Source organism: Streptomyces sp. NPDC005799 (assembly GCF_040630525.1).
Classification (GTDB): domain Bacteria; phylum Actinomycetota; class Actinomycetes; order Streptomycetales; family Streptomycetaceae; genus Streptomyces; species Streptomyces griseorubiginosus_B.
On sequence record NZ_JBEXXQ010000005.1, the window covers coordinates 1 to 20,228 of the forward strand.

Annotated in this window: 18 protein-coding genes; 9 read left to right on the top strand and 9 right to left on the bottom strand. The window is 69.5% G+C overall.

Features of this window, described 5'->3' with window-relative positions:
• Positions 1 to 40: 40 nt before the first annotated feature.
• Genes ABZ453_RS06680 through ABZ453_RS06695 form a run of 4 tightly spaced genes read right to left on the bottom strand, consistent with a single transcriptional unit; the run spans position 41 to position 4,531 of the window.
• Positions 41 to 1,012 (bottom strand): fumarylacetoacetate hydrolase family protein, encoded by a 972-nt coding sequence (locus ABZ453_RS06680; protein WP_359012218.1) that lies wholly within the window; start codon positions 1,010 to 1,012, stop codon positions 41 to 43.
• A 7-nt stretch (positions 1,013 to 1,019) separates the two neighbouring features.
• Positions 1,020 to 2,978, bottom strand: coding sequence for an acetoacetate--CoA ligase (locus tag ABZ453_RS06685; RefSeq protein WP_359012220.1), 1,959 nt, complete (start codon positions 2,976 to 2,978; stop codon positions 1,020 to 1,022).
• Positions 2,975 to 3,556: a cupin domain-containing protein gene (locus ABZ453_RS06690; protein ID WP_359012222.1), complete on the bottom strand. Its 582-nt coding sequence runs from the start codon at positions 3,554 to 3,556 to the stop codon at positions 2,975 to 2,977. Before ABZ453_RS06690 ends, ABZ453_RS06685 begins: the two co-directional genes overlap by 4 nt.
• 15 nt (positions 3,557 to 3,571) lie before the next feature.
• The gene (locus ABZ453_RS06695) at positions 3,572 to 4,531 is read right to left on the bottom strand and encodes a fumarylacetoacetate hydrolase family protein (RefSeq protein ID WP_359012224.1); all 960 of its coding nucleotides are present in this window, start codon (positions 4,529 to 4,531) and stop codon (positions 3,572 to 3,574) included.
• 223 nt (positions 4,532 to 4,754) lie between these two features.
• On the opposite strand from ABZ453_RS06695, the gene ABZ453_RS06700 reads away from it, so the two are divergent.
• Positions 4,755 to 5,306, top strand: a complete 552-nt coding sequence (locus ABZ453_RS06700) for a TetR/AcrR family transcriptional regulator (protein ID WP_359012226.1) — start codon at positions 4,755 to 4,757, stop codon at positions 5,304 to 5,306.
• Positions 5,307 to 5,318: 12 nt separating this feature from the next.
• On the opposite strand, the gene ABZ453_RS06705 is transcribed toward ABZ453_RS06700, so the two are convergent.
• Positions 5,319 to 6,257 (bottom strand): VOC family protein, encoded by a 939-nt coding sequence (locus ABZ453_RS06705; RefSeq protein WP_359012228.1) that lies wholly within the window; start codon positions 6,255 to 6,257, stop codon positions 5,319 to 5,321.
• A gap of 38 nt (positions 6,258 to 6,295) precedes the next feature.
• Positions 6,296 to 7,825: a bifunctional 3-(3-hydroxy-phenyl)propionate/3-hydroxycinnamic acid hydroxylase gene (locus ABZ453_RS06710; RefSeq protein WP_359012230.1), complete on the bottom strand. Its 1,530-nt coding sequence runs from the start codon at positions 7,823 to 7,825 to the stop codon at positions 6,296 to 6,298.
• Positions 7,826 to 8,317: 492 nt separating this feature from the next.
• On the opposite strand from ABZ453_RS06710, the gene ABZ453_RS06715 reads away from it, so the two are divergent.
• From ABZ453_RS06715 to ABZ453_RS06740, 6 genes are all read left to right on the top strand, one after another.
• Positions 8,318 to 9,541: an acetyl-CoA C-acetyltransferase gene (locus ABZ453_RS06715; RefSeq protein ID WP_359012232.1), complete on the top strand. Its 1,224-nt coding sequence runs from the start codon at positions 8,318 to 8,320 to the stop codon at positions 9,539 to 9,541.
• A 143-nt stretch (positions 9,542 to 9,684) separates the two neighbouring features.
• Positions 9,685 to 10,935: a substrate-binding domain-containing protein gene (locus ABZ453_RS06720; RefSeq protein WP_359012234.1), complete on the top strand. Its 1,251-nt coding sequence runs from the start codon at positions 9,685 to 9,687 to the stop codon at positions 10,933 to 10,935.
• Complete coding sequence (locus ABZ453_RS06725) at positions 10,932 to 12,533, top strand: sugar ABC transporter ATP-binding protein (RefSeq protein ID WP_359012236.1); 1,602 nt, start codon at positions 10,932 to 10,934, stop codon at positions 12,531 to 12,533. Before ABZ453_RS06720 ends, ABZ453_RS06725 begins: the two co-directional genes overlap by 4 nt.
• On the top strand, positions 12,526 to 13,491 hold the full coding sequence (locus ABZ453_RS06730; protein ID WP_359012238.1) for an ABC transporter permease: 966 nt from the start codon (positions 12,526 to 12,528) through the stop codon (positions 13,489 to 13,491). Before ABZ453_RS06725 ends, ABZ453_RS06730 begins: the two co-directional genes overlap by 8 nt.
• On the top strand, positions 13,488 to 14,534 hold the full coding sequence (locus ABZ453_RS06735) for an ABC transporter permease (protein WP_359012239.1): 1,047 nt from the start codon (positions 13,488 to 13,490) through the stop codon (positions 14,532 to 14,534). The genes ABZ453_RS06730 and ABZ453_RS06735 overlap by 4 nt, the downstream gene beginning before the upstream one ends.
• Before the next feature lie 26 nt (positions 14,535 to 14,560).
• Positions 14,561 to 14,995 carry a nuclear transport factor 2 family protein gene (locus ABZ453_RS06740; protein WP_359012241.1) on the top strand — a complete coding sequence of 145 codons (435 nt, stop codon included), beginning with the start codon at positions 14,561 to 14,563 and terminating at the stop codon, positions 14,993 to 14,995.
• Positions 14,996 to 15,090: 95 nt separating this feature from the next.
• Here the strand turns inward: ABZ453_RS06740 and ABZ453_RS06745 are convergent, their stop codons facing one another.
• From ABZ453_RS06745 to ABZ453_RS06755, 3 genes are read right to left on the bottom strand one after another with little or no spacing between them, the layout of a single operon-like run.
• On the bottom strand, positions 15,091 to 16,110 hold the full coding sequence (locus ABZ453_RS06745) for a dihydrodipicolinate synthase family protein (RefSeq protein ID WP_359012243.1): 1,020 nt from the start codon (positions 16,108 to 16,110) through the stop codon (positions 15,091 to 15,093).
• Between the two features lie 50 nt (positions 16,111 to 16,160).
• Positions 16,161 to 17,642 carry an NAD-dependent succinate-semialdehyde dehydrogenase gene (locus ABZ453_RS06750; protein WP_359012244.1) on the bottom strand — a complete coding sequence of 494 codons (1,482 nt, stop codon included), beginning with the start codon at positions 17,640 to 17,642 and terminating at the stop codon, positions 16,161 to 16,163.
• A 17-nt stretch (positions 17,643 to 17,659) separates the two neighbouring features.
• Positions 17,660 to 18,640, bottom strand: a complete 981-nt coding sequence (locus ABZ453_RS06755) for an ornithine cyclodeaminase family protein (protein ID WP_359012245.1) — start codon at positions 18,638 to 18,640, stop codon at positions 17,660 to 17,662.
• Positions 18,641 to 18,886: 246 nt separating this feature from the next.
• On the opposite strand from ABZ453_RS06755, the gene ABZ453_RS06760 reads away from it, so the two are divergent.
• Together ABZ453_RS06760 and ABZ453_RS06765 are read left to right on the top strand one after the other, a co-directional pair.
• Positions 18,887 to 19,750: an ABC transporter substrate-binding protein gene (locus ABZ453_RS06760; protein WP_359012246.1), complete on the top strand. Its 864-nt coding sequence runs from the start codon at positions 18,887 to 18,889 to the stop codon at positions 19,748 to 19,750.
• Positions 19,747 to 20,220 (top strand): hotdog fold thioesterase, encoded by a 474-nt coding sequence (locus ABZ453_RS06765; protein ID WP_359012248.1) that lies wholly within the window; start codon positions 19,747 to 19,749, stop codon positions 20,218 to 20,220. The genes ABZ453_RS06760 and ABZ453_RS06765 overlap by 4 nt, the downstream gene beginning before the upstream one ends.
• Positions 20,221 to 20,228: the final 8 nt, after the last annotated feature.

Sequence of the window (20,228 nt, forward strand, 5' to 3'; positions counted from 1 at the left end):
GGCCCGGGCCGCGGGGCGGCCCCCGCGTCCTGGCGGTCGGTCAGATGTTGTCGGTCGCCGCGCGGCAGACCGTGCGCTGCACGCCCAGACCCGTGATCTCGGCGTCCATCACGTCGCCCGGCCGGAGGAAGCGACCGTAGTGGGAGCCGTTGCCCGCCGGGGAACCGGTGATGATCATGTCTCCCGGCTGCAGGGTGACCATGCGGGAGACGTAGGAGATCAGGGCGGCTACACCGAAGATCATGTCCGAGGTGCTGCCCTTCTGCATCGTCTCCCCGTTCAGGCGCAGGGTGATGTCGAGTGCGGCGGGGTCCGGGACGAAGCGGGCCGGGACGAGGTAGGGGCCCGTGGGATAGAAGGTCGGGTGGTTCTTGGCGCGCATCCAGTCGGTGCCCATCATCGGGATGTCGGTGCGGGGCACGAGGGTGCGGGTGGTGAGGTCGTTGCAGATGGTGTAGCCGGCCACCGAGTCGAGAGCCTCCTCGACTGTGACGTTCCGGGTCTCCCTGCCGATGACCACGCCGAGTTCGAGCTCCCAGTCGTGGTGGTCTCCCACCGCCGGGAGGATCACGTCGTCGTAGGGGCCGCTGATCGCGGAGGGGACCCCCACCCAGACATACGGCTCGCCATGGGCCGCGCGCTCGTCCAGCTCGCGTGCCGCCTGCTCCCGCAGCTCCTCCTCGGTGGCGTCGGCGGCACCCAGCCGGTGCGCGACCGTGATCTGGATGACGTGCTCCCGGTAGTTCGCTCCGGCGCCGAAGATCTGGCCCGGAGGCTGGACGGGCGCCATCACCCGCAGCTCGCCGACCGGCCGCCCGTCACCGGAGACCGAGTCCGCGAGCGTCTGCAGCGCGTCGAGCGCCGTGTCCCAGTCGGCGAGCAGCGCCGCGGTGGTCGCCGCAGCGGGCAGGACGGCACGGGTGTCGTAGACCCTGTCGTCCACGACGATACCCGGGAAGGGAACTGCGGTGCCGTCGGCGAAGGTGCCCACGGAGAAGGGTGTCGCTGTCATGGGTTCCTCAGTTCCCTCGGTTCACGAGTCCCGCCGTGCGGGACTGGGCGAAGGCCGCGTATTCGCGGACGAGCGACGCGTCGTCGACCGACCCGAGATCCACCACGTCGGCCAGGGCGTCGCCCTGGAGCAGCCGTTTGACGGGCACTTCCAGCTTCTTGCCGGTGCGGGTGTGCGGGACGGCTCGTACGGGGACGATCTCGTCCGGCAGGTGCCTCGGCGAGAGCTTCGCCAGGATCGCCGACCGGATCAGCGGCTCGACGGCGCCGGGGTCCGCGTCGGGGCGCAGGGCCACGAACAGCGGCATGTAGTAGTCGTCGCCGAGTTCGGCTCCGACGACGAGCGCCTCCGCGACCTCGGGTATCTCCTCGACGACCCGGTAGATGTCGGCCGGTCCCATCCGCACGCCCTGGCGGTTGAGGGTGGAGTCGGAACGCCCGTGGATGACCGAGCTGCCGTCCCCGGCGAACTCGATGAAGTCGCCGTGGCGCCAGATGCCTGGGTACATGGCGAAGTAGCTGTCGTGGTAGCGCTTGTCGTCGGGGTCGTTCCAGAAGCCGACCGGCATGGACGGCATCGGCTGGGTGACGACGAGTTCGCCGCGCCGGTCGAGCACCGGCTTGCCGTCCGGGTCCCACGCCTCGACGGCGACGCCGAGGGCCGGGGCCTGGAGGCGTCCGGAGCGCACCGGCAGGGTGGGCGCGCCTCCGACGAAGACCGAGCAGACGTCGGTGCCACCGCTCATCGACGCCAGCCAGACGTCGCCGAAGTGTTCGTAGATCCACCGGAACCCGGCCGTCGACAGCGGGGAGCCGGTCACCTGGACCGTCCGCAGCCGGCCGCGTTCGGGTACGACGCCGTCCTTGAGGCAGGCGTGCACATAACCGGCGCTCAGGCCCACCATGTCCACGTCGTGCCGGGCGACCTCGCGCCACACCCGGCCGAGGTCTGGGCGGACGGGGCTGCCGTCGAGCAGGACGATCGTCGCGCCCACGGCGAGCCCGGAGACCAGCATGTTCCAGACCACCCAGCTGGTGCTGGCGACGTTGAGGAAGCGGTCGCCCTCGCCGAGGTCGGACTGGAGGCGCAGGGTCTTGAGGTGTTCGAGCAGTACACCGCCGTGTCCGTGGACGATGCCCTTGGGCACCCCGGTAGTGCCGGAGGAGAAGAGCACCCACAGGGGATGCTCGAAGGGCAGGTCCGCGAACTCCGGCTCGCGGGCGTCGGCGGTCGCCTCGCCCCAGGAGTGGACCGGCAGCCCCGTCGCCGGCCTGCTGCCGGGGTTGATGTGGTCGACCCACAGGACATGTTCGACGGACGGCAGACCTGCCAGCACGGTGGCCATCTCGTCCCGTCGGTCGAAGCTCCGTCCGCCATGGTGGTAGCCGTCGCAGAGGATCACCGCGCGCGGCTGAAGCTGGGCGAACCGGGCGAGCACCGCCTCCGCCCCGAACTCGGGCGAGCACACCGACCACACGGCGCCGACACTGGCGCAGGCGAGCAGGCCCACGACGGCCTCGGCACGGTTGGGGAGCACGGCGGCGACCCGGTCGCCGCGGCCCACTCCCATGGAGCGCAGCGTCGCGGAGAGCGCGCCGACGCGGCGGCGCAGTTCGGCCCGGGAGACGGTGTGCGAAGTGCCGTCGTCGTCGATCACGACAAGCGCGTCACCGGTCCGCTCGCGCAGCAGGTGCTCGGCGTAGTTGACCGTACGGCCCGGGAACCAGGCGCCGCCGGGCATCCGGGCGGGGGCCGCCGGCCCCGTGGGGGTACCGCCGAGGCGTACCCCTTCGAAGTCGACGACGGCCTGCCAGAAGCGGTCCGGCTCGGCGGTCGACCAGCGCCACAGTTCGAGGTAGTCGTCGCCTCCCCGGTAGTCGTCGAGTCGCTCGCGGAAGCGGGCCAGCGCGCACGCCCCGGTCCGTCGGCCGTCGGGCCGCCACAGGACGTCGTCGACGGCTGTCATGACTGGGCCGGATCCAGGGGAAGGGATCCGAGCAGGATGAACGCCACGCGGCAGACGCGGTCGCTGCGGTTGGACCACGCGTGGCTGGTACCGCGCTGGACGATCACGTCGCCCTCGCGGGCAAGGGTCTCGCCCTCGTCGGTCAGTAGCCAGACCTCGCCCTCCAGGACGATGGCGTAGTCCAGGCTGTCGGTGCGGTGGAACCAAAAGTGTCTGCCATCCGCCGTGTCCATGTCCCCGGCCGCGTCCCGCGCGTGCTCGCCGCCGATGTCACCGAAGAGGGACTCGGTGCCGTCCGCGTAGTGCGTGTCCGGCGGGAAGCTCGCGATCCGGAAGACCGTACCGCCGACCTTCGGGTACATGGGAACAGTGGCGTCGGCGGTGGCCGGGTCGTCGTTCCCGCTGTTGGAGATGTCTCCCGGTTCGGTCAGCCAGGGCACGACCGCGCCGAAGCCGGTGACGGTCTCGGAGGCGAACACGTTGGGGCTGGGGCCATCGATGATGATCGTGGAGCGGCCGTCGTCCGTGTGTCCGGTGACGATCCGGCGGACGGGCTCGGGGCCTTGCAGGTAAGCCATGTGTCTTGTCCGTCCTCAGTCGGTCTCGGCAGTGAAGGGGTAGGGGCGGGGCTCGGGCCACCAGGGGGCCTTGTCCGGTTCGGCGCTCATCCGGTTGCGCAGGACGCCCACACCGCTCAGCTCCAGTTCGACGACATCGCCGGGCTTGAGGCGGCGGTCGATCTCCAGGCCGGAGCCGTTGGGGAGGGTGCCGGAGCCGATGAGGTCGCCGGGCTGGAGGTTGTCGCTGATGGAGACATAGGCGAGCAACTCGGCAGGCGAGTAGATCATTCCGTCGGAGACGGTGCGGCTCCACACCTCGCCGTTGACCGTGACCGTCCCGCTCAGCCCTTCCAGGGAGGACAGTTCGTCGACGGTGGTGATCCAGGGCCCGATGCCGTAGGCGTAGTCCTTGCACTTCTGCGGGCCCATGCCCATGCCCATCTCGGGGCCCTGGACGTCACGGGCGCTGAAGTCGTTGAAGATCGTGAAGCCGAAGATCCGGGCTCCGGCCTGCTCGGGGGTCAGGTTGCGTCCCGCCGCGCCGACGATGATCCCGATCTCCAGTTCGTAGTCGACGAACTCGGAGTACCCGGGGTACGGGACCTCCTGGTCGTGGCCGTAGACCACACCGGTGCTGCCCTTGAAGTAGCCGGGTGTGCTGAACAGCTGCGGGTTCGGCAGACCGCCGCCCACCTTCCGTGAGAACCCCAGCATGTGCTGCGGGAAGGTCAGTCCGTCGCGGATGACCGGCGGGTCGACGGCCGCGGCCCAGGTGACCTCGTCGAGGGCGGCCGAGGCGTCGTCGCCGGCCTGCTCCACCGCCCAGTGGGCGGCCTCCAGGAAGGCGGGTCCGGCGCCGATCGCCTCAGCCGTGCTGGACGGGAAAAGGGCCGCGGCCAGCCGACGGGCGGCGTCCGGGGTGGCCCCTTGCTCCTGTCGGCCCAGTGCGTAGGCGCGGGCGAGATCGATGACCTGTCCCGCTTCCGGCCGCACGGCGACCAGCCGTGTCAGGGGACCATCCGGAGAAGGTACAGAGATCCGACCGATCTTCATTCTCATCAACCCCTTATCATGAACGATACGTTTCGTATCTTATCGAGACCGATCTGAGCTGTCGATCCCTCTGGAAGCTGGGTTGGAATCCGATCAGGTGCGGTATTTTTGGCCCGTGGCAATACGGAGTGAATCGAGTCGCAGGGCGGTCTTGGACGCGACCATGGACCTGCTGGTCCGGGACGGCAAGCGGGCCGTCACGGTGCAGCAGCTGTCCATCGAGGCGATCGCCAAGCGCGCCAAGGTCAGCAAGGCGACGATCTACCGCTGGTGGCCCAGCAAGGCCGCGGTGGTCATCGACGCCTTCATGGACAATCACCTGGCACAGACCAGGATCCCGGAGAAGCTGCCGGTGCGGGACGCGCTGCTGGCGCATCTCAAGGCGCTGATCGCCCGGTACGCCGGCCCGCAGGGCAAACTGATCTCGCAGATCATCGCCGAGTGCCAGTACGATCCTGCCACGCTGCAGACGTTCCGTTCCCGGTTCTGGGACGACCGGTACCGGGCGGTGGAGAAACTCATGCAGCGCGGCATCGACGAGGGCGTCTTCCGCACCGACCTCGACCCGGCGGCCGCCACGCAGATGATCTACGCCCCCGTCTATCTGCACCTGCTCTTCGGCCTCGCCCCGCTGGATGACTCTCTCGCGGAGCAGCTGGTGGACATGGGCATCCGGGGGCTGGCGCCCCGGCCGGAGACGCCGGCGGCCGGGTGAGCCGGGGACACCTCACACAGGCGGTGCGGTGAACAGGGCCTTGTCGGGATCGTTGAACATCTCCCGGGTCACGAACTCATTCATCGCATTCGCCGTCCCCCACTGGTCGGAGGTCTCAGGGTTGCGGGTGTCGAAGAGGGTGGGGTGCCAGGTGTCCTCGTCCAGTTCAGGGAACTCGGTGGTGTATTCCATGGTGTTGCCGTTGGGGTCTTTGAAGTAGGTGAAGCAGTTGTCGCCGGCGAGGTGGCGGCCGGGGCCCCAGATCTTGGGGACGTCGTCGCGCAGCAGGCGGCCGCTGCCGCGCATGTACTCGTCGATGCCGCGCATCTCGAAGGAGGCGTGGTGCAGGGAGGCGTGGGGGGCGCGGGCGATGGCCATGCTGTGGTGCTGGGGGCTGCACCGGGCGAACCACATGACGCCGCCGAGGTCGGGGTGGACGAGGGTGTCGGACAGACGGAAGTCCAGGTGCTTCTCGTAGAAGGCCAGCATGCGCTCGGGCTGGGGAGAGTTCAGGACCACGTGGGAGAGGCGCACGGGAATGTCCTCGCGCTCCTCGATCTTGCGGTGCGTACGGGACTGAACCTCGGTGGACACCTCGACGGTGCGGCCCTCGACGTCGAAGAAGCGGAAGCCGTACCCGCCACCGGGCGTCTGGAGGGCGTCCGGCTCGCCGACCAGCCGCACACCGGCGCGGCCCAGGCGTTCGGCCAGCGCGTCGACCGTCGCACGGTCCGGCGAGCCGAAGGCGATGAGGTCCAGGCGCTTGTCCCGGGAGCGGCGGACCCGGATGACGTACTGCTCCGGTGACCCGACGGCGGCGAAGTAGGTGACGTCACCGTCCCGGCCGGTCTCGGTCAGGCCCCACTTCTGGGCATAGAAGGCGACCTGCTTGTCGTAGTCCTGCACGGCGATGTCGACGTGGCGGAGATGGGTGATGGGCGAGAAGGACATGGGTGGCTCCGTGGGGCGGGCTGATGTGCGTGCGGGGGTCAGGCTCGGGGCGCGCTCGCGGCGGTGGTCGGCGTCGGCCGGTGCTGTGGGTCGGACCGGGTTGTGGGAAGGGTTTGCAGGAGGACCTCGAGGTCTGCCGTGTCCTGCGCCGTACCCAGCACGTAGCGGTCCGGGCGGACGATCACGGCCGGCGCCTTCACCGAGGTGAGCAGGTGGCCGGTCTCCTCCGGCGTGGTCAGGACCACGACCTCGTCGTCCTCGTCGAGCTGCCGACGGACCGACGCGGGCAGATCCGCGAGGAGACCGGGGTCCGCCGCGAGCAGGAAGCGTCTGCCGACCAGTTCGTCCAGACGACGCCCGTCACGCAGGACCGGTTGCACGGACAGATGGCCCGCGCAGGGATCCGTGCCGAGGTGTGCTCCCGGCCCGAGGGCAGGCCTCTCGGGGTGGGAGGCGGCAGGGTTGACACGGACGAAGGCATCCCGCTGGGCCGCGATGACGGGATCGGTGGCCTGGACGAGGTGCGCCATGGTGGCGGCCTTCTCGACCCAGTACCGGGCGTGCGGTCTGCGCTCGGACTCGTAGGTGTCGAGAAGGTCGGCGGACGCCTTGCCGAGTGCCACCAGCCGCAGCTTCCACACCAGGTTGGTCACGTCACGAAGGCCCGCGCAGAGGCCCTGGCCGAACAACGGCGGTGCCTGGTGGGCGGCGTCCCCGGCGAGAAACACGTTCCCGACACGCCAGCTGGTGGCCACCCGCGCGCGGAACGTGTAGACAGCCTTGCGCTCGGGTGTGAACGTCTCCGGGGTGAGGACGCCTCGGCTGATCCGGGCGATGGCCCCGTCGGTGACGATCTCCTCGCGGTCGTCGCCGGGCATCAGCTTGAACTCCATGCGCACGTGGTCACGGGGGAGGTTGACCCACAGGGCGGGACGCGTGTGGCGCCCGAGGAAGACCATGTCCCCCTCGATCGGGGCGTCACCCCTCAGACGTCCGTCGACGACCAGCCACGGGTCGTCGGTGCCGAGGTTCTCGCAGGCCACGCCGAGAGCACGTCGGACGGTCGACTGGGCACCGTCGCAGGCGATGACCCATCTGGCGGTGAGGATCTCGTCGACACCGTCCCGCGTCCGGACGTGACAGCGGACACCGGCGTCGTCCTCTTCAATCTCCGTGAGGGTGACGCCGCAGCGCAGTTCGACACCGGGCAGCCGAGCGACCTCCGCACGCAGAAGAGAGTCGATCTCCGGCTGGTGGAACAGGACCTCGTCGTGCCAGGCCTGGGAGCCCAACTGGCCGGTGGGCCTGGTGAAGAGGGTCTCGCCGGCCTCGTTCTCCATCCGGAAGGCGCGCATCGGCTTGGACCGGGCGGCGACGTCCTCTGCCAGGCCGATGGCCTGCAGCGAGCGCATCGTCTCCCCGTCGAAGTGAACGGCCCGTGCCTGCGACCACATCTCGGGCTCGCGCTCGACTCCGACGGCGCGAATCCCGGCATGGCCCAGCAGTGCAAGTGCGAGCACTCCGACGGGACCGCCGCCGACGACGATGACTTCACAGTCGTTAGGCATGTGAACTCCAAGGATGTGTGAACTCCGTGCCTGCGGGACGGAACGCGTCGCTCGGGGACTGAGGGTGCCGGGCCCTGCGACAGCACGGCTCCAGGGGGGCGGTGTGCCGAGCACTCGAGGCGACCGGGCCGTCGGCCGCGGGGCCTGAGCCGTGCGTACGGCGAGGGTACGCCGTCATCAGGATGCTCCTCTCTGCCGGAGCCTCGCTCACGGTAAGACGTTCGAAACGAAACGTCTAGTACTCGTGGAGGCAACAGGAAAGATGACCACAGCATGTCGGGCATCGCACTACAGCGTTACAACAGCCGGATGCGCGAGGGCTTCCGATGGTCGCTTTTCGGAGCTATGGTCGACGCGAAACGGACCGTTTAGTTAGTGGTCCTCGTCTCCGCCTGTGTCCGTATTTCCAGCACACGCTCGGCGGTCCGACGCGACAGGGCGTCCCGAGTCGCCCGTGCATACCCTCCATCCGCCGCGAAAGGGCCCATCCACATGCCTGAGGCCGTTGTCGTCGCTGCCGCGCGCACTCCCATCGGACGCGCTTTCAAGGGGTCGTTGAAGGACATGCGCCCCGACGACCTGGCAGTTGCCGCCGTCCGTGCCGCCCTGGAGCAGGTGCCCGAACTCGACCCCGCGCTGATCGACGATCTCCACCTCGGCTGCGCGGACCCACAGGGAGAGCACGGTGGCAACATCGCCAGGAGAGTCGCCGTCCAGCTCGGTCTGGACATGGTTCCGGGCACCACCGTCAACCGGTTCTGCTCCTCCTCACTGCAGACCACCAGGATGGCCCTGCACGCCATCAGGGCCGGCGAGGGAGACGTCTTCGTCAGCGCGGGCGTCGAGTGCGTCTCCAGGTACCGCCAGTTCACGTCGGCGGGCACCGATCCCGAGGACACGACGAACCCGCTGTTCGCCCCGGCCCGGGCACGCACCGACGAACTGGCGCGCACCCATCGACCGTGGAGCGATCCGCGTACGGAGGGGCTGCTGCCCGACATCTACGCGAGCATGGGGCAGACCGCGGAGAACGTCGCCACGCTCCGCGGGATCAGCCGCCAGGAACAGGACGAGTTCGCCCTGCGCAGCCAGCAACTCACCGGCAAAGCGGTCGGCGCCGGTTTCTACGCCCGCGAGATCACCCCCGTCACGCTGCCGGACGGCACCGTCGCGGTCGCCGACGACAGTCCGCGCCCGGACACCACCTATGAGGCACTCGCCGGGTTGCGGCCGGCGTTCCGGCCCGCGGGCACGGTCACCGCGGGCAACGCCTGCCCGCTCAACGACGGCGCCGCCGCGGTGGTCGTCATGAGCGACACCCGGGCCCGCGCACTCGGGGTCACGCCGCTCGCCCGCATCGTGGCCACAGGCGTGTCGGGCCTGTCCCCCGAGATCATGGGCCTGGGACCTGTCGACGCCACCCGGCAGGCTCTGGCGCGCGCCGGCCTCCGGATCAGCGACATCGACCTGTTCGAGATGAACGAGGCGTTCGCCGTGCAGGTCATCGCCTCCGCCCGGGAGCTCGGCATTCCCTTCGAGAGGCTCAACGTGCACGGAGGAGCGATCGCCCTCGGTCACCCCTTCGGCATGACCGGAGCCCGCATCATGACGACCCTCCTCAACGGTCTCCGAACGCTCGACGCACACCTCGGAGTGGAGACCATGTGCGTCGGCGGCGGCCAGGGCATGGCCCTCGTCCTGGAGCGCCTCAGCTAGTCACCAGGCCGCCTCCGCACGTCGCGAGCCAAGCCGCTCGCGGCGACCAGTTGGATACCAGACGCCGTCCCCCGGTCGCTTCAGTCCGCCGTTCAGGCGCCGCGCACCGACCGATGTCTGAGCGACAAGAATGGAAGAACGCAATGGTCACTCCCCGTAGACGCGTCAAGCGACGCGTTCTGGCCCTCGCCGCACTCGCCACCGCCATGACCTCACTCGCGGCCTGCGCCGGCTCGAACTCCACGAGTTCCGCGGGCGCCGAGGCACCCAGGAGCGTCGCCCCCGGCAAGTGCGGATCCATACCGCACCAGCCCCCGAAGGACGGCTCCGGCGTCCTCTCCTCGCTCGGAGGCGCGGTCGCGGCGAACTACAACGGTTTCACCCAGCCGGTCGAGGCCTCCGCCTGGACGAAGTGGAAGCCGGCGCATGCCGGACCGTACAAGGTCGCGATCTCCTGGCCGCCACCGATCAACACCTTCCAGGCCGAGACCCTCGCCGGGGTCAAGAAGACCCTCACGGCCGGTGGGAAGGTCACGATCACCAAGGTGCTCGCGCCGACCTCCCCGGCCGATGTGCCGGGTCAGCTGCAGCAGCTCAACCAGCTCATCGCCGACAAGCCCGACCTGATCATCGCGCAGCCCATCGCTCCCGGCCCCTCGGCCCAGGTCATCGACGCGGCCGCCGAGGCAGGTATCCCGGTCGTCTCCGGATGGACCACCACACCGTCGGCGTCCGCGGTGAGCGTGGGGCTGAACAACTGGCTGCAGGCGGCCACTACGGCGGCCAAGGTCGTCCAGGCCATGGGAGGCAAGGGATCGGTTCTGCTGGTGCACGGCATCCCCGGCGTCCAGCAGGACGCGGACGCCACGGCCGGTTACAAGGCCGTCCTCGCCCTGTGCCCGGACATCAAGGTCGCCGGTGAGGTGACCGGCGGATACGTCAACGCGACGACCAAGGCTGCCGTGCTGCAGTTCCTCTCGACCCACCCAGCGGGCGTGAACGGCGTCCTGCAGTCCGGCAACATGGGCCTCGGTGTCATCAACGCCTTCCAGCAGCTCGGCAAGAAGGTCCCGCCGCTCGCCGACGTCGGCTCGACCCGAGGCACGATCGCCTACGCCCACACGAACATGTCGAGCTACCAGGAGTTCGGCACCGGAACGCCCAACAACGCGATCGGCGCCAGCATCGCGAAGGTCGCCCTGAAGATCCTCGCCGGGCAGGGGCCGAAGGTGAACCAGATCATCACCCAGCCCGACTACATCACGAACGACACCCTCGGCAAGATCTACCAGAAGGGCTGGACCACCACGAGCACCGGGGAGGCGGCGAACCCCGACGACGCCTGGATGCCCGACTCCTACCTCGCGAACTTCTTCCCGAAGAGCGCGCGATGACGACGGCAGGCGCCCCCCGCGCGGCGCAGGCCGGAAGGCAGGTGAGCGCGCGGCCAACGTCGGAGCCCGAGACGATGCGGGTCGAGGCGACCGGGATCACCAAGTCGTTCGGCGCGACCCAGGCCCTCGCCTCCGGCACGCTGCGTCTGGCGCCCGGCGAGGTGCACACCGTGATCGGCGAGAACGGCAGCGGCAAGAGCACCCTCGTCAAGATCCTTTCGGGAGTGCACACCATGGACGGTGGCACCCTCGCCGTCGACGGCACGCCGATCGGCCGGATCACCTCGCCCCGGCGCGCAAGGGACCTCGGCATCGCCACGGTGTTCCAGGAGGTGCTGACCGTGGCGAGCCGCTCCGTCCTCGACAACATCTGGCTCGGCACCGACGGCGTGATCCGGCAGACCGTGCCGAAGGCGGAGCGGCGCCGAGGCGCCGAGGAGATCCTCCGCCGGCTCGCGGTCACCCCGATCGACCTCGACGTACCCGCGGCCGAACTGTCGCTGTCCCAGCGCCAGTTGTGCTGCATCGCCCGGGCACTCGTCACAGACCCTCGGGTGCTGATCCTCGACGAGTCCACATCGGCCCTCGACCTCGACTCCCGCGACCGCCTGTTCGAGGTGGTCCGTGAGCTGACCGCCACCGGCACCAGCGTGCTGTTCATTTCGCACCGCATGGACGAGATCTTCAAGATCACCGACGTGATCACGGTGTTCAGGTCCGGCACGACGGTCGCCGAGCGGATACCGGTGGCGCAGTCGTCCATCCCCGACCTCATCGGTCACATGACCGGCGGTGAGGTGCGTGAGGCGGGCGCCGAGGCCGAAGCCGAAGCCGAAGCCGCCAGGGAATTCGGCCCCGTCGTGCTCGAAGCCGAGCAGGTCCGGCTCACACCCACCGCGGCACCCGTCGACCTGGCCGTTCGCGCGGGCGAACTCGTCGGGCTCGTCGGCCTCGAAGGCCAGGGCCAGGACCACTTCCTGCACGCCCTGCGCGGCATCCCGGCTCCGTCCGGAACGGTCAGCCGCGTCCAGGACGAGACAAGGCGTCGGGTCACGGGCCCGGTGCACGCCTACAAGAACGGCATCGTCTACGTACCGCGCGAGCGGCGCGGGGAGGCGCTGCTCGAACACCTCTCCATCCGGGAGAACTTCGCCCTGCCCACCCTGCGCCGGGACACGTGGGGCGGCCTGGTCCGGCCCACGCGCACACTCGCCCGCCTGCGCAGCCACGCCCGGCGGCTGCGGCTGGCGATGCGTTCGCACGGCGACGCGATCTCCACACTGAGCGGCGGCAACCAGCAGAAGGTCGTCATCGCCAGATGGCTCGCCTCCGATCCCGCGGTGCTGCTGCTCAACGACCCGACCCGCGGCGTGGATCTCAAGGCCAAGCGCGACCTCTATGCCGTACTGCGGGGCCTGTGCGCCGAAGGTCTCGCCGTCGTGATGCTCTCCAGTGAGGTCGACGAACTGCTCGAACTCATGGACCGTGTCGTCGTCTTCCGCGAGTCGGCCGTGGTCGCCGAGATCCCCCGCTCCTCCCTCAGCAGATCGGCGCTCGTCGGCGCCTACTTCGGCCACAAGGACCACACCGATGCATAGACACCTCGCCGTGCTCCGCGCCCGGCCGTACGCCTTCGTCCTCGTGCTCGTCGTGGCACTCGTCATCGCGAACGCCGTGGTCAGGCCCTCGTTCCTCGCCCCCGCACAGTGGCCGGCGCTGCTCGGCACCCTCGCGCCGTTCGCGATCCTCGGCATGGCGTCGACACCGCCGGTCCTGGGCGGCGGCGGGGTCGACCTCTCCGTCGGTCCGCTGGCGACGCTCGTCAACTGCGTCCTCGTCTCCGTCCTGCTGCCGCACGGGCTCGGCGGGCCGCTCGTGTCGATCCCGCTGCTCCTGCTGCTCGGCGTCGGGGTCGGTGCGGTCAACGGCGTCCTGGTGGCGATCGTCAGGCTCGATCCGGTCATCACGACGCTCGGCTCACTGTTCGTCCTGACAGGCGCCGCACTGAAGATCGCCGCGACGCCGCGGGACACCGGGCGCAGCTGGACCACTGACCTCGCCGGGCTGATGGGAGGCTGGTTCCCGGGCGCCCTGCTGACCATGGCCGCTCCCGCGGTGCTGTGGCTCGGCCTGCGGCGCACCGCCTTCGTACGCAATTTGTACGCGGTCGGCGGAGACGACGCGGCCTCCTTCTCGGCCGGCGTGAACGTGACCGCCGTACGCATCGGGACCTACGCCATCGCGGGCCTGTTCGCCTCGATCGGCGGTATCGCGCTGACGGCGCTCATCCAGTCCTCCGACTCCTCGCTCGGCACGACCTACGCACTCGTCGCGCTCGCCGCGGTGTCACTGGGCGGCACCTCGCTCGCAGGCGGCACCGGAGGAGTTCTGGGCTCGTTCCTGGGCGCATGCGGGATCTTCCTGCTGCAGGAACTGCTCTCCGCGACCGGCGCCTCGTCGAACTACGTGCAGTTGGCATACGGGGTGCTGCTCGTGCTCGGCGTGATCCTGGGCGCGACGCTCGCCCGCGGCAAGAAGAAGGAGGTGCTCGCATGACCAGCACCAGCGGTGTGTCGGGCCCCGTCACACAGGAGCGGCCCGTGGCGGACGGCGTACGGGGCGCCCGGGCGCTGGGGCACGCGTTCGCCGCGACTCAGCAGCGGATTCCGTTGATCCAGATGGTCGCCGTTCTCGCGGTGTTCGCCTGGGGCGCGGTCGGTGTGCCGGGATTCACCGGGCATTCGGCGGTCATGTCGATGCTCGTCCTGGCGAGCCTGCTGGGCCTCGCCTCGGTCGGACAGACGCTCGTCGTCCTCGTCGGCGGGTTGGACCTCGCGGTGGCCGGCTACCTCTCCGTCGGTGCGGTCGCCGCCGCCCAGCTGGCGGGAAAGCACCACTGGTCACTGACCGCGACCACCGTCGTGGTCATCGCCGTGACCGGTCTCGCCGGTGCGGCGAGCGGCTGGGTGTGCCAGCGCTTCGGCGTCCAGCCGCTCGTCGTGACGCTGGGCATGTACTCGATCCTGACCAGCGGGATCCTCATCCTCACCGACGGCAAGATCGTCGATCCGCCGCCCGCCGTGCTGTCGGAGTGGACCTCCGTCGCCGGATCGACCCTCGGGCTACAGGTGCCGCCCGTCGTCGTGATCTGGGCCGTGGTCTCCGTCGTGCTGGGGATCGTGCTGGCGCGTACCCGGATCGGCCGGCAGCTCTACGCCACGGGGGCCAACCCTCGCGCCGCGGCGCTCATGATGATCGACGTCGGGCGGGTCCGGGTCCTCGTCTTCGCGTTCGCGGGCGCCCTCGCCGGTGTCGTCGGCATGCTCGTCGCGGGCTTCGCGAGCGGTGCGACGCCGAACTCGGGCGATCCCTATCTCTTCTCCGGCATCGCCGCCGTCGTGGTCGGCGGCACGATGATCGGCACGGCGCGCGGCAGCTACACCCGCACCGTGCTCGGCGCGCTGCTGCTGACGGAACTGACGACTATCCTCGCCGGCCAGGGCTTCGAGGAGGGCGACAACCGCATCCTCTACGGCCTCGCTCTGCTGCTCGTCGTCACCGCCTACGGCCGACAGCGCCGGCTCAACGAACGCGTCTGACCGGCACCACGAGGGAGTGTCCGCTCATGAAGCCGAAGGAATCATCGGCGGCCTGTGCCGAGCACGAGGTCGCCGCCGTCCTGGCCCGCTACACGCAGGCCCTGGACCACAGGACATGGCTCGGGGCCGCGGCGCTCTTCCTGCCCGACGGCGTTCTCGCCTTCGGGCAGGACATGATCCGCGGCCCGCACGCCATCGCGGCCCGTATGCGGGCCGACCTGTCCGTCTACCACGGGACGCACCACCACGTCGGACTGCCACGGGTCGAACTGGACGGCGATGTCGCCCATGTCTCGGCGTCATGCATCGGCACCCACGTACGCGATCCTCAGGACGGCGCCACACACACCGTGGTCGGCGGCCGGTACGAGGCCGAGCTGCGCCGGACCCCCGAGGGCTGGCGGATCAACCGGATGACGCCGCACTACGCGTGGCGCTCAGGCCCGCCCCTGTCGCACTGATCCGGGTGGAACACCTGACATGCAGGAGACCTGACATGGTGAACGCCTCGGCCCAGGACACCTTGGTGTCCTGGGCCGAGGCGTTCGTGCGAGCGTCAGGCGGGGTTCCGGCCGATGAAGAACTCCCGGAACGGATCCATGCTCGGCTCGAGGCCGGAGTCCACCAGCCCCTTGCGCAGCGCCGCCATCTGGCCGTCCTGCAGACGCATCGTGGGCTGGCGCAGGGGGCCACCGTTGTAGCCCTGGAGCCAACCCTGGAACTTCCAGGCCATCCGGTTGAGGACGGACCCGCCGTGCAGGCCCTGGAAGAGGCTCGCCTTGGTCTTGCGTGCCGGGTGCAGCTGCCAGAAGATCTGCGTGGCGTCGTCGTGCTTGCCCTCGCGCAGCAGCTCCATCACACGGGGAATCATCGGGCCGTAGTACTCGTGGTCGCTGGTGGCCGAGAGCTGGATGGGCATGACCTGCGACAGCGGGATCAGATCGGCTTCGATGGGTACGGAGATGACGACCTCGTCACCGAAGAGCCGGTTGCACTCAACGGCGCTCTGGATGTTCGGATAGCCCCCCTCGGCCTTGATCACCGCCAGGTTGGGGATGTCGTCGATGAGGCGACGGATCAGCCGGGTGGGGATGTCGGACGGGTGGATCCGGGAGGAGAAGTTCCAGATGGTCATCGGGAACAGGATGATGCCGAGGCCGGTGGCGTCGCAGATGGCCTTGGTGTAGTCGTACACCTCCTGCTCGGACTCGGGGTAGAAGTTCGGCGGGTACGCCAGCAGCACGAGGTCGGCGCCGGCCTCTTCGGCGCCGCGCACCGCCTCCAGGTTCTGCTCGAGGTTGTTCCAGCTGGCGTGGTGGACGATGTGGAAGTCGGCGCCGGCCTCGTCCTTGGAGATGCGGAGGAAGTCCAGGTACTCCGGCAGGGTGATGCTGATCTCCGAGACGCCGAGCGTGCCGATGAATCCGTGTTCCTTGGCCAGCCGGATGTCATGCCGGACGGCCTGCTCGTTGATGCCGAGCAGGTCGTTCGTGAAGGACGGGATGGTGCAGTTGACGGCGCCGACGAGCTTCTCGCGAGCCCACTCGCGGGCTTCTGCACGGCTGTATGCGGGCATGGTGCAATTCCTTTCGGGTGTCAAGGGTCGCCTGCGGGGGTGCGGGCGGCTCACACGGGGCCGGCGCCTTCCCAGGACAGGTACTTCATCTCCAGGTACTCGTCGATGCCGTAGACGGAGCCCTCACGGCCGATGCCCGACTGCTTGATGCCACCGAACGGTGCCACCTCGTTCGAGATCAGTCCCGAGTTCACACCGATCATCCCGGCCTCGATCGCGGCCGCCACACGCCAGACGCGCTCCGCGTCCCGGCTGTAGAGGTAGGCGGCGAGTCCGAATTCGGTGTCGTTGGCCATGGACACGGCGTCGGCCTCGCCGGTGAACCGGATCAGCGGCGTGACCGGGCCGAAGGTCTCCTCCCGGGTGATCACCATGCCCGGTAGGACGTCGGCGAGAACCGTCGGCTGGAAGTAGAGCCCGCCCCGCTCGTGCCGCGCCCCGCCGCAGATCACCCGTGCACCCCGGCTGGTCGCGTCGGCGACATGTTCCTCCACCTTGGCGACGGCCGCTTCGTCGATGAGGGGGCCCTGCAGGACACCGGGCTCGAAACCGTCCCCGACGGACATCTCGCCGACGCGCTTCGCCAGTTCCTCGGCGAAGCGGTCGTAGATGCCGGACTGTACGTAGACCCGGTTGGCGCTGATGCAGGCCTGACCGGTGTTGCGGTACTTGGCCGCGAGCACGCCCGTCACGGCGACCTCGAGGTCGGCGTCGTCGAAGACCAGGACGGGAGCGTTGCCGCCGAGTTCCATCGAGACCTTCTTCACCGTCTCGGCGGACTGGGCGATCAGCAGGCGGCCCACCTCGGTCGAACCGGTGAAGGTCACCTTGCGCACCATCGCGTTGCCCGTAAGCTCGGGGCCGATCTCGCGGGCCTTGCCGACGACGACGTTGAACACTCCCGCCGGGACCCCGGCCCGCTCGGCCAGCTCGGCGAGCGCCAGGGCGGTGAGCGGGGTCTGCTCGGCCGGCTTGACGACCATCGTGCAGCCCGCCGCGAGCGCCGGAGCCGCCTTGCGGGTGATCATCGCCGCCGGGAAGTTCCACGGCGTGATGGCGGCACAGACACCGACGGGCTCTTTGAGGACCAGGACCCGGCGTGAGGGGTCGGGGGCGGCGAATATGTCGCCGCGGATCCGCTTGGCCTCCTCCGCGAACCACTCGATGAAGGAGGCCGCGTAGGCCATCTCGCCGCGTGCCTCCGCCAGCGGCTTGCCCTCTTCCAGGGTGATGAGCCGGGCGAGGTCCTCGGTGTGTTCGGTGACGAGGTCGAACCAGCCGCGCAGCACCAGGGACCGCTGCTTGCCCGACAGGGCCCGCCAGCCGGGGAGCGCTCGGCCCGCGGCGTCGATCGCCCCGGAGACCTGGGCGCGGCTCAGCGAGGGCAGTTCGGCGAGTTCCTCGCCGGTCGCGGGGTTGTGGACGCCGAAGCGACCGGAGTCGCCCTGGTCGATCCACTGTCCGTCGACATATGCGGCCGTACGGAGAAGCGCCGGGTCCTGAAGAACGCGGGCATCGCTGGTGATGGTCATGTCTCGTCTCTCGTCACTCACTTGTGAACGGGCTGGATACGGATGGGCAGCTCGATGCCGAGCCCCGATTCCCGGGCGCGGCGGGCACACATCGCGGCGACCGCGAGGTCCTGGACGGCCGAGCCGACGGACTTGTACAGGACGATCTGCCGGTCACCGGTGCGGCCCGGAACGATTCCGCCGACAAGGCCGGCCAGGGAGGTGATCCGGTCGCTGATGTCGATGCCCGCCTCACGCGCCGCGATCAGGTCACCGGTGTCGTGGAGGACCTCCTCGACGACATCGGCGACGACGACGTCCGCGCGCCTGATCACCTCGGCGTCGACCTCGCGCTGTTCACGGACCGTCGATCCGATGGAGACCACCGTCATGCCCGGCTCCAGCCATTCACCGAGCAGGATCGGGGTCTCGTCGTAGGAACGTGCCGCGCAGATCACCAGCGAGGCGCCGGCGATCGCGGCCTGAGGAGACTCGGCGGGCACGATCACGGTGCCGAGATCGCCGAGTTCACCGGCGAACCGGGCGCGGCTCTCGGCCCGGGGGCTATGGACGCGCACGGACTTGAGATCGCGCACGGCCGCCAGGGCGCGTACGTGCTTCTTGGCCTCGAACCCGGAGCCGATGACGCAGACGTCCAAGGAGCCGGGCACCGCGAGCGCCGCGGCCGCGAGCGCCGAGGTGGCCGCCGTCCGATAGCCGGTGATCGAATTGCCGTCGAGGAGGGCGACCAACTCGGCGGACGACTGGTCGAACAGCGAGATCAGGTAGGAGAACTGGCGTGGGCCCATGGCGCCGGCGATCACCTTGGTGCCCATCAGCCCGCTGTCGCCGGACACTCCGCTCAGAGTCCGGACCCAGTTGCCGCCGCCTCGGGCGATGATCCGGGTCGGGAAGCGGGCCTCGTCGTCGGCGGCCGCATACGCCTCGCGCAGGGCCGTGATGGCGAGCTTCCAGTCGAACGTCGACTGAACGGCCGCGTCGTCGAGGAGAAGAGTCATGTGCGCCGCTCCTTCCGTTGTGAAGAGGTTCCAAGCGGGTGCCGAGCGCGTCACCTAGCCGCCGTGCCCGCACATGCTAAACGACTCGTCTCGTATAGTTAAGGGTGGCGAACGATACCTTCCCATCCCCCTCTCCCTGCCGAAAATCCTGGCAGACACGGGCGAGGCGCATACCGATACGAACCACATCCTAGACGCTCCGTTTCGCAACGCCTAGGGTGTGGCTGCGTGGAGAGGAGCACTCCAATGGCGTTTCGCCTTCGGCAGTCGGTGTTCGTACTGCCCCTGTTGTGTCTGCTGGCCGAAGAGCTGGGCTGTTTCGACGAGGCCGGCCTCACGGTCGAGACGCTGACGACCACATCGTCGGCCCAGCAACGGCACCAGTTGTGCGCAGGCGAGGCCGACATAGGCATCACCGCGATCGACAACCTGGTCGTCTGGAACACTGGGGGAGCCGATCTGCGGCTCGTCGCCCAGATCGAGAGCACCACCGCTCTGCGGCTGGTCGCCCATGGTTCCCGCACTTGCGTCGAGGAGTTGCGCGGGGCGAAGGTCGGCGTCGACGCGGTCGACAACGGCTTCTCCGTCATACTGCGGCATCTGCTGGGCGCCCACGGTCTCGCCCCGGTCGACTACACCCTGGTCCCGGTGGGCGGGGTGCGCGAGCGGTGGGCCGCGCTGAGCGACGGGACCATCGACGCGACCCTGCTCGGACCGCCGCTCGACGAGCATGCCCGGGACGAGGGATTCACCTCGCTCATCAGGGGCGAGGACGTCCTTCCCGACTACCCGGGACAGGGTGTCGTCGTACCGGCGGCCGTGGCGGACGACCCAGCGCGCGTCCGATACGTCGACGCTCTGGACCAGGCGCTGCGCTGGCTGCGGCGGACCCCCGACGACCAGGTCGCCCGGACCCTGATCCGCTCAGGGTGCACCGAAGCGGCCGCGGCGACCTACCTGCGGACCCGGCCCGTCTCGCTGGTGCCCTCCCGGGCCGGGCTGGAGCGCATTCTCACCCTGCGCGGCGAGGTCGGCATGATGCCCGACCCACCGGTCACGGCCGACGACCTGTACATCCCGGGCACGTCGGCGAAGGTGGCAGGGACGTGACGGCGGAATCCCACCTGGGCGACGGTGTCCTCCCCTCCCCCGACGCGGGCACGGTCCCCACGCTGCCCGAGAAGATACGCGCGATGCTCACGACGGACCGGGCCTCCGCCCTGCTGGGCATCGAGGTGGTGCACGCCGGGAACGGTTCGGCGGCAGCGCGGATGCGGATCGGACCCGACATGGTCAACGGGCACTCGATCGCACATGGCGGACTGGTGTTCTCCCTCGCGGACACCGCCTTCGCCTGCGCGGTCAACAGTCTCGGCGCTGACACAGTCGTCACCGTCGACGCCGACATCGCCTTTCTCCGCCCGGCGTTCCTCGGTGACGAACTGGAGGCCGAGGCGGTCACCCGCGTCGCTCTGGGACGTGCGGTGATCTGCGATGTCACGGTCCGCCGCAATGGCGAGACGGTCGCCGAGTTCCGGGCCAGGGGGCAGCACCTGCGCAACAGCGCGGGATCGGGCTGAGCGCCAGG